Origin of the sequence: Qipengyuania sp. HL-TH1, assembly GCF_036365825.1 — a bacterium.
Lineage (GTDB): Bacteria > Pseudomonadota > Alphaproteobacteria > Sphingomonadales > Sphingomonadaceae > Qipengyuania > Qipengyuania profunda.
The window spans coordinates 2,047,127-2,061,874 of sequence record NZ_CP142675.1 but is presented as its reverse complement, the minus strand read 5'-3'; the positions used below and the strand labels follow the sequence as shown (position 1 = coordinate 2,061,874).

Annotated in this window: 11 protein-coding genes; 3 read left to right on the top strand and 8 right to left on the bottom strand. The window is 64.9% G+C overall.

Translation table 11 applies throughout. The features are described 5' to 3' along the window. Positions 1-121 precede the first annotated feature (121 nt). Genes VWN43_RS10740 through VWN43_RS10730 form a run of 3 tightly spaced genes read left to right on the top strand, consistent with a single transcriptional unit; the run spans position 122 to position 6,596 of the window. The gene (locus tag VWN43_RS10740; RefSeq protein WP_320181742.1) at positions 122-1,372 is read left to right on the top strand and encodes a serine hydrolase domain-containing protein; all 1,251 of its coding nucleotides are present in this window, start codon (positions 122-124) and stop codon (positions 1,370-1,372) included. Further along, complete coding sequence (locus VWN43_RS10735) at positions 1,369-2,805, top strand: metallophosphoesterase (protein WP_320181743.1); 1,437 nt, start codon at positions 1,369-1,371, stop codon at positions 2,803-2,805. Before VWN43_RS10740 ends, VWN43_RS10735 begins: the two co-directional genes overlap by 4 nt. Further along, positions 2,802-6,596, top strand: coding sequence for a GMC oxidoreductase (locus VWN43_RS10730; protein ID WP_320181744.1), 3,795 nt, complete (start codon positions 2,802-2,804; stop codon positions 6,594-6,596). Before VWN43_RS10735 ends, VWN43_RS10730 begins: the two co-directional genes overlap by 4 nt. 18 nt (positions 6,597-6,614) lie before the next feature. Here the strand turns inward: VWN43_RS10730 and VWN43_RS10725 are convergent, their stop codons facing one another. The 8 genes from VWN43_RS10725 to VWN43_RS10690 form a co-directional block, all read right to left on the bottom strand. After that, positions 6,615-7,976: an MBL fold metallo-hydrolase gene (locus tag VWN43_RS10725; RefSeq protein ID WP_320181745.1), complete on the bottom strand. Its 1,362-nt coding sequence runs from the start codon at positions 7,974-7,976 to the stop codon at positions 6,615-6,617. Between the two features lie 76 nt (positions 7,977-8,052). Then, positions 8,053-8,682, bottom strand: coding sequence for a peroxiredoxin (locus VWN43_RS10720; RefSeq protein WP_320181746.1), 630 nt, complete (start codon positions 8,680-8,682; stop codon positions 8,053-8,055). A gap of 195 nt (positions 8,683-8,877) precedes the next feature. Then, positions 8,878-9,000 carry a DUF2474 domain-containing protein gene (locus tag VWN43_RS10715; RefSeq protein ID WP_320182088.1) on the bottom strand — a complete coding sequence of 41 codons (123 nt, stop codon included), beginning with the start codon at positions 8,998-9,000 and terminating at the stop codon, positions 8,878-8,880. Further along, on the bottom strand, positions 9,000-10,007 hold the full coding sequence (gene cydB / locus VWN43_RS10710) for a cytochrome d ubiquinol oxidase subunit II (protein ID WP_320181747.1): 1,008 nt from the start codon (positions 10,005-10,007) through the stop codon (positions 9,000-9,002). The genes VWN43_RS10715 and cydB overlap by 1 nt, the downstream gene beginning before the upstream one ends. Further along, entirely contained in the window at positions 9,997-11,451 is a 1,455-nt protein-coding gene (locus VWN43_RS10705) for a cytochrome ubiquinol oxidase subunit I (RefSeq protein ID WP_320181748.1), read from the bottom strand. Before VWN43_RS10705 ends, cydB begins: the two co-directional genes overlap by 11 nt. Before the next feature lie 58 nt (positions 11,452-11,509). Further along, positions 11,510-11,671: a transposase gene (locus tag VWN43_RS10700; protein WP_253522281.1), complete on the bottom strand. Its 162-nt coding sequence runs from the start codon at positions 11,669-11,671 to the stop codon at positions 11,510-11,512. Then, positions 11,671-13,494, bottom strand: a complete 1,824-nt coding sequence (locus tag VWN43_RS10695) for a SulP family inorganic anion transporter (RefSeq protein ID WP_320182089.1) — start codon at positions 13,492-13,494, stop codon at positions 11,671-11,673. The genes VWN43_RS10700 and VWN43_RS10695 overlap by 1 nt, the downstream gene beginning before the upstream one ends. Further along, the gene (locus tag VWN43_RS10690) at positions 13,494-14,726 is read right to left on the bottom strand and encodes an NAD(P)/FAD-dependent oxidoreductase (protein WP_320181749.1); all 1,233 of its coding nucleotides are present in this window, start codon (positions 14,724-14,726) and stop codon (positions 13,494-13,496) included. The genes VWN43_RS10695 and VWN43_RS10690 overlap by 1 nt, the downstream gene beginning before the upstream one ends. Positions 14,727-14,748 lie beyond the last annotated feature (22 nt).

Below are 14,748 nucleotides of genomic sequence, written 5' to 3'. Positions count from 1 at the left end.
AGGGCGCCCATCCCCCCTTCCTGCGGCAAACCCATACGGGCCGTTAACCAATTATCGCTATCTGTTGTGGCGAGGGCGAGGGCGAGCGCGATCTCGCCGATATCGAGCCGGGGGGTCGTCGATGCAACAGCCACGCCGCACGAGCGTTCAGAACCAACAACAGCAGGCCGGTCCAGCCGATTGGACGCGAGGCTATGTCGCGCCCGGTTTCGAACCGGTCGCGCATGCCTTCGCCGCCGCGATCCAGGCGAGAACCGCTTTGGGCGCGGCGTGCACCATCATCCATCAGGGCGCGACCGTGGTCGATCTGCAGGGTGGGTGGCAGGACAAGGCGCGCGCGCAGGAATGGCAGGACGACGATGTCGCGCTCATCTATTCGCTCACCAAGGGTATCACCGGCATGGCGGGCGCGGTGGCGGTATCGCGCGGGCTGTTCGCCTATGACGAGCCGGTGGCCGATATCTGGCCCGAGTTCGCAGCGCATGGCAAGGGCGCGGTTACGGTGGGCGAGGCACTGTCCGAACAGGCCGGCCTTTCGGCGATCGACTTTTCGCTCAGGCTCGACAATCTGGGTGACGAGGACGCCATCTGCGCGGCCATTGCGCGGCAAAAGCCCCACTGGACCCCTGGCGATTACGCCGGGAACCACGCCTATACGCTGGGCTGGATCGCCAGCGAATTGATCCGCCGCCGCGACCCGCAGCAGCGCAATCTTGGTCGCTTCGTCGCCGATGAACTCGTCGCGCCGCTAAATGCGGACGTGTTTCTCGGCCTACCCGAGGATTTCGATCGCAGCCGCATTGCCCGGATCGAGGGGTTCGGGATGCAGGACCTGTTTATCCACCACTCGACCATGCCCTGGCCGCTGACCTTCAAGATGTGCCTGCCGGGCACGCTGGCTTTCCGCACGCTCAACAATCCGCTGCTGCTGGCTGGACCGGGGGCGCTCGATTGCGAGGATTTCTGGCGCGTCGGCCAGGGGGCGGCGGGCGGCATTGCTTCCGCTCGTGGTCTGGCGACGCTCTATCAGGCCTTCGCCGAGGGCGGTGCGAAACTGGGGGTGACCCCGGCGGTGATGCAGCAGCTGTGCGACGGCCATGCCCGTCCGCGCAAAGGACTGAAGGACCAAGTCCTGACCGCCGACATGTATTATTCCCACGGGTTCGAAAAACCCTTCGATGAGTGGGAATATGCCCGCACCCGCAGCGCCTTCGGCAGCTTCGCGGTGGGGGGCTCGCTCGCCTATGCCGACCCGGAAGACGGGGTCGCCTATGCCTGGATCACCAACCAGCTCGGCACCGGCAAATGGGACGACCCGCGCGAGAAGATCGTGCGCGACGCATTCTACACCTGCCTGGAGACCATCGCATGAGCATTGCCCAGATCGTCCTGTCGGACCTCCACCTCGGTGCGCGCGACAGCCTGTTGACGCATTTCCATGGCGGCGGCGAAATCGCCGATGGACCGGGCGAGGTGCTGCTGTCTTTCGCCCACGGCCTGCGCGAAACGCTGTCCGATGGCGAAAAGCCGCAGCTCGTCCTGCTCGGCGATGCGCTCGATCTCGGACTGTCGCCCTTCGGCGATGTGTCCAAGAGTTTCCTCCAGCTGATCGACGCCTTCTTCCCCAAGGACGGGCGCGAGATCTTCCGCCGCGATATCGTCTATGTCGCAGGCAATCACGATCACCACCTGTGGCGCATGGCGCAGGATCACCGCTTCATCACCGCCTTGCAGGCGGGGGAGATGCCGGGCGATCTGGAACCCATCACGCCAATCATCGGCCAGCCGGTGCACAGTTGCCGCCTGATGGAATCGCTGATCGCGCGCCGCCCGCATCTGGCGGGAGCCTCGGTGCGCATCGCCTATCCCAATTGGGGCCTCGCCGATCGCGATACCGGCCGCGCAGTAGTGATGCACCACGGGCATTATCTCGACGGCATGTACCGCGCGCTGTCGAACCTGCGCGGGTTCCTCGACAATGGCGAAGCGCGGCCTGCGACGATGCACCAGCTCGAGGCGGAGAACGGGCCATGGATCGATTTCCTGTGGTCCGATCTGGGCAGTGCGGGCGATATCGGCGGGGCCGCCGGATCGCTTTACCAGACCATGCTCAGCGCCGGCGCGAGCCATGACTTTGCCGAAAGCGTTGCCCGGCGGATCACCGGCGGACTGAATTCGAAACTCGGCATCGATCCCTCGATGCAGCTCAAATACGGCATCACGCTCGACAATCTCCTGCGCGCCGCCGTCGATTTGACCGCGGGCCGTGCAGCAGAACGCCAGCGCGAAGGCTATGGCCATGTGCTCGGCGAAGCGGAGATCGACGATATCGGCTGGTATCTCGGCACGCCCATGGCGGCGCAATTGCGCGACGAACTGGGCGAACTGCCGACCGAACTGCAGTTCGTGTTCGGCCATACGCACAAGCCGTTCCAGGACGAGCTGATGGTGGACGGTTACGAGCGGCCCGTGGGCGTGTTCAACACCGGCGGCTGGGTGCTCGACGAACCGACGCTGATGCCCGTGCAGGGCTGCGCCGCGATGCTGGTGTCCGACGATCTCGAAGTCGCCTCGCTGCGGCTGTTCAACGACCCCACCGACGGCACGATGGCGCCGGTGCGGGTCGAAGGTAGCGGGCGCGTTTCGCGGCTGGTCGAAGAGACCGGCGCCGCGGTCGAGCGGGCTGCGAGCCACTGGTCCGATTTTTCGCGCGTGGTTCATGCGCGCATCGTCGAAGAGGCAGATGCGCGGGTGCGCCACCTGCTCGAAACATCCGAAGAATCCCTGCGGGAGGCGGCAGAATGACCATGCAGAAGCGCATCGCGAAAAGCCTGGATCAGGCGAAACCCCACTATACGGTCCTGGTGATCGGGTCTGGCTATGGCGCGGGTGTCGCCGCATCGCGGCTGGCCCGTGCGGGGCAGGACGTTGCCGTGCTCGAACGCGGCAAGGAACGGCTGCCCGGCGAATATCCGAACAAGCTTGCCGACGCGCAGGACGCGATGCAGATCAACGCCAAGGGTGGCCGGATCGGTGCGCCCGACGCCTTGTTCGAAGTGCATGTGAACGACGATCAATATGCGCTGGTCGGCTGCGGGCTCGGCGGGACCTCGCTGATCAACGCCAATGTCGCGCTCGAACTCGACAAGCGGCTGCTCGACCAGGCGCATTGGCCCGCTGCATTCCGCGAGGACGAGCACGAGATCGACACCTATTACGAGCGCGCCCGCGAAATGCTCGCGCCCAATCCCTATCCCGACAGCTATCCCACGCTCGGCAAGCTCGACGCGCTCGAGCATTCGGCCGAGAAGATGGGCAAGCGTTTCTACAAGACGCCGATCAACGTCACTTTCGAAGACAAGACCAATAAGTTCGGCGTGCCGCAGCCGGCCTGCACCAATTGCGGGGATTGCGTATCGGGCTGCAATGTCGGCGCGAAGAATACCACGCTGATGAACTACCTGCCCGATGCCGCCAATCACGGCGCGGAGATCTTCACCCAGGCGAAAGTGCTGTGGGCCGAGCGCGAGGGCGAACGGTGGCGCGTCCACCTCGAACCCAATGGCGCGGATGCGCCGCAGGGCCCGACCAGCATCACCGCCGATCATGTGATCCTGGGCGCGGGTACGCTGGGGTCGACCGAAATCCTGCTGCGCTCACGCGACAAGGGGCTCGCGCTCTCCGACCGGCTGGGGGCTAACTTCTCGGGTAATGGCGATGCGCTTGGCTTCGCTTACGACAGCTACCTCAAGGCCGAAAAGGACGAGGAAGGCACGCTCACCGCGCAGCCGCTCTATGCGATCGGCGTGGGCGCCTCGGATGTCGCCAAGGAAGCCTATCCCGGCCCGTGCATCACCGGCGTGATCGACATGCGCGGGACGAGGGATGTGACCGAGGGGCTGGTGATCGAGGAGGGCGTTGCCCCCGGCATCATCGCCACCGCGCTCGCCCCGGCGTTCTTCTTCGGCGAGGCCCTGGCAGATGGCTTTACCCGGTTCGGCATGGACCAGGTCAAGCCGCGCCTGATGGACGCCAAGGCGATGGGCGAAGCGGTGCAGACCGATCCCGGCAGCATCGCCGACTGGGCCTATAAGGGCCCGATGGCGCGCATGCAGACCTATCTGGTGATGAGCGTCGACGATTCGGGCGGCCAGCTGGCGCTCGATGACGACCGGCTGACGATCCACTGGCCGGGCGCAGGCGAACAACGCACCTTCCGCCGCGACGATGACAAGATGGCCGAAGCCGCCCGTGCGATCGACGCGCAATATTTCTCCGACCCGCTGTGGAGCGACCCGTTCGGCAAGAAGCTGATCACGGTTCATCCGATCGGCGGCTGCGGCATGGGCGACGATGCGGCCAGCGGCGTGGTCGATGACACCTGCCGTGTCTTTGCAGGCAATGCAGGGACCGATGTTCACGAGGGTCTCTATGTCTGCGACGGCGCCGCGCTGCCCGGCTCGGTCGGCGTCAACCCGCTGCTGACGATCACCGCAGTGGCCGAACGCGCGATCGAAAAGCTGGCGCAGAGGCAGGGCTGGACCATCGACTATACGCTCGGCTCCGAAGGGCCCTTGCCCGAACCGGCCCCGGCCGAGAAAGCCGCGCCCGAACCGGTGCTTGCCACGCGCGGCGATGGCCTGCGCCTGGGCATTGCCAAATGGGTCGCGGGCCATGCAATCGAACCGGTGGCCCAGGGGATCGAGAAGGCCGCCGAACACTTCGAAAGCGGCGCGATCGACGAGGGCAAGGCGGCGATCCGCCAGCTGGTGATGGACCATCCCGAAGCGATGGCCCCCGGCCTGTCCTTCACCGAAACCATGGCTGGTCATATCAGCGATGTCGGTTGCCACCACCGCCCCTGCGGCCATGTCGAACGCATCCGCGACGACTACGCCAATGGCGAGGCATGGGGCCGCACGCACGGCGGCGACTGCCACTTCCGGCTGACGGTGACGACCGAGAACCTCCATCGCATGATCGAGGAGAAAGAGCACCGTTCGCGCATCACCGGTACGGTCACGGTCGCCGCGCTGTCACCCGATCCGCTACCGGTGCGCGAAGGCACCTTCCGGCTGCTGGTCGCCGATCCGGCACGCGCGGAAAGCTGGACCATGCTCTATGACATGGTGCTCGACGGTCCGGCGGGACCGGTCCATTTCCACGGCTTCAAGACGCTCGAGCAGCGCGGCAAGTCCGATCCGTGGACCGATCTCACCACGCTGTTCGTCACGCTACGCCATGGCGAGGATGCCAGTGGTGAGCTGATCGGCCGCGGAGTGCTCAAGCTGGGCATCGACGAATTCATGCGCCAGCTCACCACGATCGAGGTGCATGATAAGGGAACGCTCGTGGCCCATATCGTGAAGCAGATCCCGCGCGCGAAGAAGGCGATCGATACCTATTTCGTCGCCAAATACGCGGGCTTCTTCGCCATGACCGTGTTCCGCTCCTATGGCGGGATGCTGGCGACACTGAACGATTTTGCGAGCAAGGATGCGGCCAAGCTGGTGGATCGCAAACTGCGGTTGCCGCCAGCCGAAAAGCATATCGTGCCGACGGAGGACGGGGCCAGCGTCGGCCTGACCCGCTATCGCGGCGGTGCGCGCGGACCGCTGGTGCTCGCACCCGGCTTCTCGGTGCGCGCGTCCAGCTTCGCCACGCCGACGGTCGAGGAAAATCTCGCCGAAAGCCTCGTGGCGCAGGGCTATGACGTGTGGCTGTTCGATTACCGGGCAAGCGCCGATGCGGGCAATGACACCGAACACCCGCCCGAATTCACGATCGACGATATCGCGCGTTTCGATTGGCCCGCTGCGATTGCCCGGATCCGCAAGGTCAGCGGCGCCGACAGCGTGCAGGCGATCGCCCATTGCGTAGGCTCGATGAGCTTGCTCATGGGAATCGGCGCGGGCTGGGTGTCGGGCGTGCGCTCGTTGATTTCCTCGCAGCTTACGCTGCATCCGGTAACCGACTGGCTGAACTACATGAAAGCCGATCTGGGTGTGGCCGGGACGCTCGGGCAAATCTCGCTGCTCGACGGACATCTCGACTTCGTTAGCCAGGGGACCGACGCCGATTACGAGATCGATGCCATCGCCTACCAGATCCCCGTACCGGAAGGGCAGGCGTGCAAGAACCCCACCTGCCGCCGCGTGTTCGGCGTGTTCGGTCCGAGCTGGGACCACAGCCAGCTGGGTCACGATACGCATCTGGCGCTGGGCAGCATGTTCAGCCGCGTATCGCTCAAGCCGTTCGAGCATTTGCAGGAGGTCATGCGCAAGGGGCTGGCGGTCGATGCCGAAGGGCAGGCCGTCTATACGAGCGACGAAGCCGCGCGCCGTCTGGCGCTGCCGATCAGCTTCCTGTCGGGTGCGACCAACAAGCTGTTCTATCCCGAAAGCGGCCAGCGCACGCGCGTCTGGTTGCAGGACAAGAACAAGCCCGAGCTATACCAGCAGCGGATCGTGCCGAATTACGGCCATATGGACCTGTTCATCGGCCACAACGCGCACCGCGATGTCACGCCGGTCATTCTCGAACAGCTGGAATGGCTCGACGGTGCTCACGGCGCGCACCGGCGGGACATCGCCTAGAGCGGCGGCCAAACCCGTCTAGGCGGGTGCGGCCCCGGCGGCATTCCACGCTCCCATCGAGCCGAGGTAGACGTCGAGCTTCGCAAACCCGCGGCTGGCGAGCCAGCCGGCGGCGACGGTCGCGCGCATCCCGCTGGCGCACATCAGCGTGTAGTGCGTGGCCGGGTCGAGATCGCGGTAGCGTTCGTTCAACTCGCCGACATAGATATGCTGCGAACCGTCGATCGCGCAGGCCGACCGTTCGTCGGCGTTGCGCACATCGAGCAGCGTCCAGCCTGCGGGCCGACTTTCGAGGCGGCTCGCGACCTCGGCGGTTGCGATCATCGGGATCATCGCCATGTCGCGCCCCTGCGCTGCGGCGGGAACGACCCCGACATAGCCACCCACGACATTGTCCAGCGCGATGCGCACGAGATGGGTCATGGCGGCGGCGAGCTGATCTTCGTCGGAACCCACCAGCGCGAGGCTTTCGCCTTCGCGGATGAACCATCCGGCAAAGGCCGAGATCATCCCGACGGGCAGGTTCATCGCCCCGGGCAGATGCCCCGCCGCATAGGCCAGCGGCTCGCGGATATCGACGAGCTGATCGACCTCGAGTGCGCCCAGTTCGGCCAGTGACAGGCGGCGGGGGCGCATGACCCGCGGGGCCGGGTCGCCGCCGCTGAGGTTGAGCCGCTCCATCAGCCGGAAATAGGGTGGCTGGTAGTGGTTCTCGCCGACCTTGAAATCGATGAAGGCTTCGCGGTCCGCGAATTGCAGGCGCGGGTTGTTGGCGCGTTCGTGACCGACGGTCGAGAACTCGCGTTCCGCCATGCCCGACCCGCAGACCGAACCGGCACCATGCGCGGGATAGAGAATGACTTGGTCGCCCAGCGCCAGCACCTTCTGCAGCGAATCGTACAGCAACCCGGCGACTTCACGCTTGCGATCGGGATAGAAATCGGTGCGGCCGACATCGCCGACGAACAGCGCATCGCCGGTGAACACGCCGACCGGACCATCGGGATAGGCGGTGTCATGCAGTACGAAAGCAAGATGGTCGTCGGTATGGCCCGGTGTTTCGAGCACGCGAATGGTCAGTTGCCCGATTTCGAAGGCATCGCCTTCGCGCGCGGTTTCGGCATACACCACATCGGCTGCAGCGTTGGGCCCGTGCAAGACCCGCGCGCCGGTCAGCGCCGCGAGGATCGGTGCGCCCGATACCAAGTCCTCGTTCCTATGCGTTTCGAAGATATGGGTGATCTCGAGCCCTGCGGCGCGCGCCATTTCGACATAGCATTCGCAGTCGCGGCGGGGATCGATCACCGCCGCCTGGCCGCCGGACCCGACGAGGTAGGACAGGTGCGACAGACCGGGGGTTTTGATTTTCTCGAGCAGCATTTCGTTCTCCTAGCACGGGCAGGCGGGACCGGCGCAAGCCGATCCCGCCCATGTCATGGATCGGGTTGGCTCAGGCTCAGTCGATCGCGACCGTGCGCAGGTAGGGCCGCAGCGTGGTGAAGCCCTGCGGGAAGCGCGCCTTGGCGTCCTCGTCGGAGACCGAGGGCGGGATGATCGCGACCTTGCCGTGCCGCCAGTCCGCCGGGGTCGCGACGCCGTGCTTGTCGCTGAACTGCAGCGCATCGATGGCGCGCAGGATCTCGTCGAAATTGCGCCCGACGCTCATCGGATAGGTCATCGTCAGGCGGACCTTCTTGTCGGGGTCGATGAGGAAGACCGAGCGGACCGCGGCCGTCTCGCTCTCGTCGGGATGGATCATGTCGTAGAGCTTCGCGATCTTGAGATCGGCGTCGGCGACGATCGGGAAGACCAGATTGGTGTTCTGCGTATCGTTGACGTCCTCGATCCAGCGCGCGTGTTCGGCGGCGGTGTCGGTGGACAGGCCAAGCGGCTTCACATTGCGCTTCTCGAACTCGTCGGCGAGCTGCGCGGTGCGGCCCATTTCGGTCGTGCAGACGGGCGTGAAATCGGCCGGATGGCTGAAGAAGAAGACCCAGCTGTCGCCCGCCCATTCATGCAGGCTGATTTCGCCATTCTGGGTGTCGACGGTGAAGTCGGGGGCGGTGTCGCCGATATGGAGGCTCATGTGCAAATCCTTCGCTTCGAGTGGATATGCATCTTCTACGCGCGGTTCGGAACGCCGTCCAATTCTGATTTACGATTGCATTAATCGAGTAATCAAATGCGCCCTCTATTCGGCATGTTACGCTTGGCGGGGGCCTGATCTGGAAATACAATTAGGAAAAATGCTAATTGGAAGCCTTTCGAATGACGATCGGAGTCAGGCCTTGAGCCACAACCGGATGATGTAGGCGACGGTGCCCAGCACGGCGATGCTCGCCGCCCAGATCACTGCCATCCAGCCGAGCCGCTGCCACAGCGGTCGTTCGTCCGGGCCGGGCATCAATGATAGCCCTCTTCGCCCACCTTGCCGCGGAACACCCAATAGGCCCAGGCGGTATAGGCGATGATCAGCGGCATGGTGATCGCCACTCCGACCAGCATGAAGATCTGGCTGCGCTCGGGCGCGGCGGCGTCCCAGATGGTCAGCCCCGGCGGCACGACATAGGGCCACATGGTGAAGCCGAGCCCGGCCATGCCGAAGAAGAACAGCGCGAGGCTGAGCCAGAACGGCTTGCTGTGGCGCTCGACCGATAGCGAACGCAGCAGGGCGATCGCGATGATGCCGGTCAGGATCGGCACGGGCGCGGCAAGGTATATCTCGGGCGCCGTCAGCCAGCGATCGGCATATTCGGAGTTCAGGAACACGTTATAGAGGCTGACCCCGCCCATCAGCACCAGCGTGGCCCAGGCGGCGCGCTTGGCAAGCTGGCGGGCGTGATGCTGGCTGTCGCCGTCGAGCTTCCACACCAGCCAGGTCGCACCGAGCAGCGCATAGCCTGCCACCGTGCCGAGCCCGGTCAGCAGCGTATAGGGCGTCAGCCAGTCGAACCAGCTGCCCGCATAGGCCCGGTCGACCACTTCGATGCCCTGCAGCAGCGCGCCCAGCGTCATGCCCTGCGCCATCGCCGCCACTAGGCTGCCGCCGGTGAAAGCGGCGTCCCACAGCCGCCGATGACCCGGATCGCGCCAGCGATACTCGAACGCCACGCCGCGAAAGACGAGGCCGAGCAGCATGGCGATGATCAGCGGATAAGTGGCGGGCAGGATCACTGCGTAGGCCAGCGGGAAGGCAGCGAAAAGCCCGCCGCCGCCCAGTACCAGCCAGGTCTCGTTACCGTCCCAGACGGGGGCGATCGAGTTCATCGCCCGGTCGCGTTCGGGCCCCACTTCGAAGGTCGGGAAGAGGATCCCGATGCCCAGGTCGAAGCCGTCCATCACGACATAGGCGAAGACCGCAAAGGCGATGATGAACGCCCAGATGACAGTAAGGTCGAAATTAACGGCCATCGGTCGCCTCCTCGTGATCGCGCGGCAGAGTGCTGGGGTCGCCCGGGTTCTGCGACGGCCCCGGGGTAATGCCCGCGGTACGGATGGGCCCCGTATCGCCGCGCTTGACGCCCTTCTCGCCGACATGCGGGGGACTGTGCATCAGGTGGAGAATGTACCACACGCCCGCGCCGAAAACGGCGAAATAGACCACCACGAAGGCGAGTAGCGAGGCACCGACTGCGGGCGCGTCGAGCGGGCTGGCGGCATCCGCCGTGCGCAGCAGGTTATAGATCACATAGGGCTGGCGGCCGACTTCGGTGGTGATCCACCCGGCGATGACCGCGACGAAACCACTCGGCGCCATGATCAGCGCGGCGCGGTGCAGCAGCGGCCAGTCGTAGAGCTTCCTGCGGACGCGCGCGAGCAGGCTCCACAGCCCGAGCCCGAGCATGGCGAAGCCGATGGCGACCATGATTCGGAACGACCAGAACACGATGCCGACCGGCGGTTCCTCGTCATCGGGGATCGTATCGAGACCTGCCATCGGCGCATTGAGATCGTGCTTGAGGATCAGCGAGGATGCCTTGGGAATCTCCACGGCGTATTTGACCCGCTTTTCCTCGCTGTCGGGAATGCCGAACAGGATCAGCGGCGCGCCATCGGGATGGCTCTGGTAATGCCCCTCCATCGCCATGACCTTCTGCGGCTGGTGTTCGAGCGTGTTGAGCCCGTGCAAGTCGCCGGCGAAAATCTGGATCGGCGCGACGATCGCCGCCATCCACATTGCCATGGAGAACATCTTTCGTGCGTGCAGGTTGGTGCGGTCGCGCAGCAGGTGCCAGGCGCCGACCCCGCCGACGACGAAGGCAGTCGTGAGGTAGGCGGCAGTCACCGTGTGGACCAGGCGATAGGGGAAGCTGGGATTGAAGATGATCTCGATCCAGCTGTCGCCCGGCAGATATTGCCCGTTCGCGCCCAGTTCGAAGCCGACCGGCGTCTGCATCCAGCTGTTCACCGACAGGATCCAGAAGGCCGACACAAAGGTCCCGACAGCGACCATCAGCGTGGCGGCGAAGTGGAGCTTCTTGCCGACCTTGTTCATCCCGAACAGCATGACGCCGAGGAATCCCGCCTCGAGGAAAAAAGCGGTCAGGACTTCATAGGCCATCAGCGGGCCGATCACCGGTCCGGCGATGTCGGAGAAGACCGACCAGTTGGTGCCGAACTGGTAGCTCATGACGATGCCCGACACGACGCCCATGGCGAAGGCGATGGCGAAGATCTTGAGCCAGTATTTGAACAGGTCGAGATAGATCTGCTTGCCGGTCTTGAGCCACAGGCCCTCGAGCACTGCGAGGAAGCTCGCCAGGCCGATCGAAAAGGCCGGGAAGATGAAGTGGAAGCTCACCGTAAAGGCGAACTGGATCCGGGCGAGTAGAAGTGCGTCGACGCCTTCGAACATGGTGTTCCCCTATCTCACAGCTCGTTTAGCGGAGCGATGGCCGCTTGGCCCGCCCGAATTACGCAATGGGTGTTGCATCGGATTGGCGCGCCGTGCGCCAGCGGTAGAAAGTCTTTTCCGAGATGCCGACCTCGCGGCAGCTCTCGCACACGCCCTTGCCGGCGGCGATCAGCGTCTCGATCCGGCGGCAGCGCGCGTCCTTGTCGGGGATTACCGCCATCAGATCATCCCCCGCGCCATGTCGGGCGTGGGCGTGTCGGGCGGGCCGCCATTGGCCGCGAGCTCGCGAAAGGCGCGGTTCTGCGACAGGAACACCTTGCCGTTCAGATCGGCGACGAAATGGGTGCGATTCAGCCGGTCCATGACCGGACCTTTTACTTCGGACAAATGCAGTCCGATCCCGGCATCGGCCATACGGTGATTGATCGCCTCGAGGCTTTCGAGGCCCGACGCATCGATCTCGTTCACGGCGCTGCACATCAGGATCACGTGGCGCACTGCGGGCCGGTCGGCGACTTCCTCGAGAACATATTCCTCGAGCCAGCGCGCGTTGAGATAGGTCAGGCTCTCGTCGATGCGGATCGACAGGACATGCGGCACGGTGAACACGTCGTGGCGGTCGATATTGCGGAAGTGCTCGGTCTCGGGAACGCGGCCGACGATCGCGGCATGCGGGCGGCTGGCGCGCCAAAGATAGAGCAGCAGTCCCACCGCTACCCCCGCGATCACGCCCAGTTCGACGCCCGCCAGCAGGGTGATGACGATGGTCACCATATGCGCGGCGAAATCGGCTTTCGAATAGCGCCACAATTGGCCCGGGGTCTTCAGGTCGACGAGGCTGAGCACGGCGACGATGATCGTCGCGGCCAAGGTCGCAATCGGCAGGCTGAACAGCAGGGGTGTCAGGAACAGCCCCGCCAGCGCGATACCCACCGCAGTATAGGCACCCGCAGCGGGCGTTTCCGCACCGGCATCGAAATTGACCACCGACCGGGCGAAACCCCCGGTGACGGGATAGCCGCCCGAAAAGGCGCTGGCGATGTTCGACGCGCCGAGGCCGATCAATTCCTGGTTCGGCGCGATCCGCTGGCGCCGCTTGGCGGCCAGCGTCTGCGCGACCGAGACGCTTTCGACGAAACCGATGACCGAGATCAGCAGCGCGGGCACCCATAGCTGCGCAATCAGGTCGAGATCGGTCGAGGGAAGGGCGAAGGGAGGCAGACCCTGCGGGATCGCGCCGACCAGGTTCACGCCGCGATCGCCCAGATCGAATGCAATCGCTGCAAGGATGGTGACCGCCACCGCGGCTACCGGTCCGGCCTTGGCCACGATATCGGCGGCATGGAGTTTCAGGCCCATCCGCATCAGCAAGGGCTTCAGACCCTTGCGGACCCAGAACAGAAACAGCGTCGCGGGCACGCCGATCGCGAGAGTCCACGGATTGATCTGGTCGGAAGTCGATGCCAGTCCGCCAAGCATGGCGGGCCAGGTATCGCCGCCCGCGCTGACGCCGAGGATATGCTTGAGCTGGCTGGTCGCGATGAGGATACCGCTGGCAGTGATGAACCCGCTGATCACCGGGTGCGACAACAGGTTGGCGAGGAAGCCCATGCGCAGCAGGCCGAGCACGACCAGCATCACACCCGACAAGGCCGCCAGCGTAATCGCCGCTTCGAGATAAAGCGCGGTTCCCTGCGCGGCGACCGCGCCCGCCGCGCTTGCGGTCATCAGCGACACCACCGCAACCGGGCCGACCGCCAGAGTGCGGCTGGTGCCGAAAATCGCATAGGCGACCAGCGGGAGGATCGAGGCGTAGAGCCCGACCACCGGCGGCAGGCCCGCCAGCAGCGCATAGGCGAGACTTTGCGGGATCAGCATGATGGTGACGACGATGGCCGCCACCATGTCCTTGGTCAGGATCGCGCCATTATACGACCGGCCCCATTCGAGGATGGGGAAATACTGCGCCAGCGCTCCTGCGCGCTGGCCCTGTCCGGGGGCGCTGGCCTGCGCCACGCCTGGGTCCGATTCCGGCCTGTCCATCACGCGGCGGTCTTGACCTCCGGTTTGACCATCCATTCATGGCCGTTGAGCATGCCGTTCCAGTAGATCCACGGCAGCGCTTCGGATTTCAGCAGCCAGCTCAGCCGCCGCGGACGCGTGCCGTCGATCAGCCAGGTGGGGAAGCTGGGCTGGAGCTCGCCGTCATAACCGAACTCGGCAAGCACGATCTTCCCGCGCTCGACCGTCAGCGGACACGAGCCATAGCCATCGTAATCGGCGACCGGCTGCTTGCCGTCGAGCACCGCCAGCGCGTTGACCGCGACGATCGGTGCCTGCTTGCGCACGGCCGCGGCGGTCTTGGCATTGGGGCTCGACCCGGCATCGCCAAGACCGAAGACATTGGGGTAGCGCACATGGCGCAGCGTGAACTTGTCGACATCGACAAAGCCGCTTTCGGCATGCGCCAGCGGGCTGTCGGCAACGAATTGCGGCGCCACTTGCGGGGGCACGACGTGGAGCATGTCGAACGCGACCACTTCCTCGCCCGCTTCGGTCTTGAACGTGGCGGTCTTTGCCGGTCCGTCGACCGCGACGAGTGTCTGGTTGAGCTTGAGATCGATGCCGTATTTCTCGACATATTCCATCAGCGCGGGGAGGTATTCCTTGACCCCGAAAAGCACGCCGCCCGCATTGCGGAACTCGACATCGATATCGTTGAGCACATGGCTATCGGCCCATGCATCGCAGGACAGGTACATCGCCTTTTGCGGCGCGCCGGCACATTTGATCGGCATCGGCGGCTGGCTGAAGATCGCCCGCCCGGACTTGAGGCCCTGCACCAGCTCCCAGGTGTAGGGGGCGAGATCGTAGCGATAGTTCGAGGTCACGCCGTTCTTGCCCAGCGTATCTTCCAACCCGGCAATCTTCTCCCACGCCAGGCGGATACCGGGGGCGACGATCAAGATCCGGTAGGTAATCGTGCTGCCGTCGGCGAGCGTTACCTGGTTGTGCTCGGGCTGGAAGCTGGCCGCGGCCTCGCGGATCCAGTGGGCTCGCCGGGGCATGACGCTGGCCATCGGGCGGCGGGTGACGGGCGCATCGAACACGCCCGCGCCGACCATCGTCCAGCCGGGCTGATAGTAATGGTCCTCGGCCGGCTCGACGATCGCGATATCCAGACCGGGACGGCGCCGCAGCATCGAGGATGCGGTAGCGATGCCCGCCGATCCGCCGCCGATAATGACCACCTCGTGGGTAAGTGCCTGTGCCATGCCGATCCTCTCCGAGAAATGA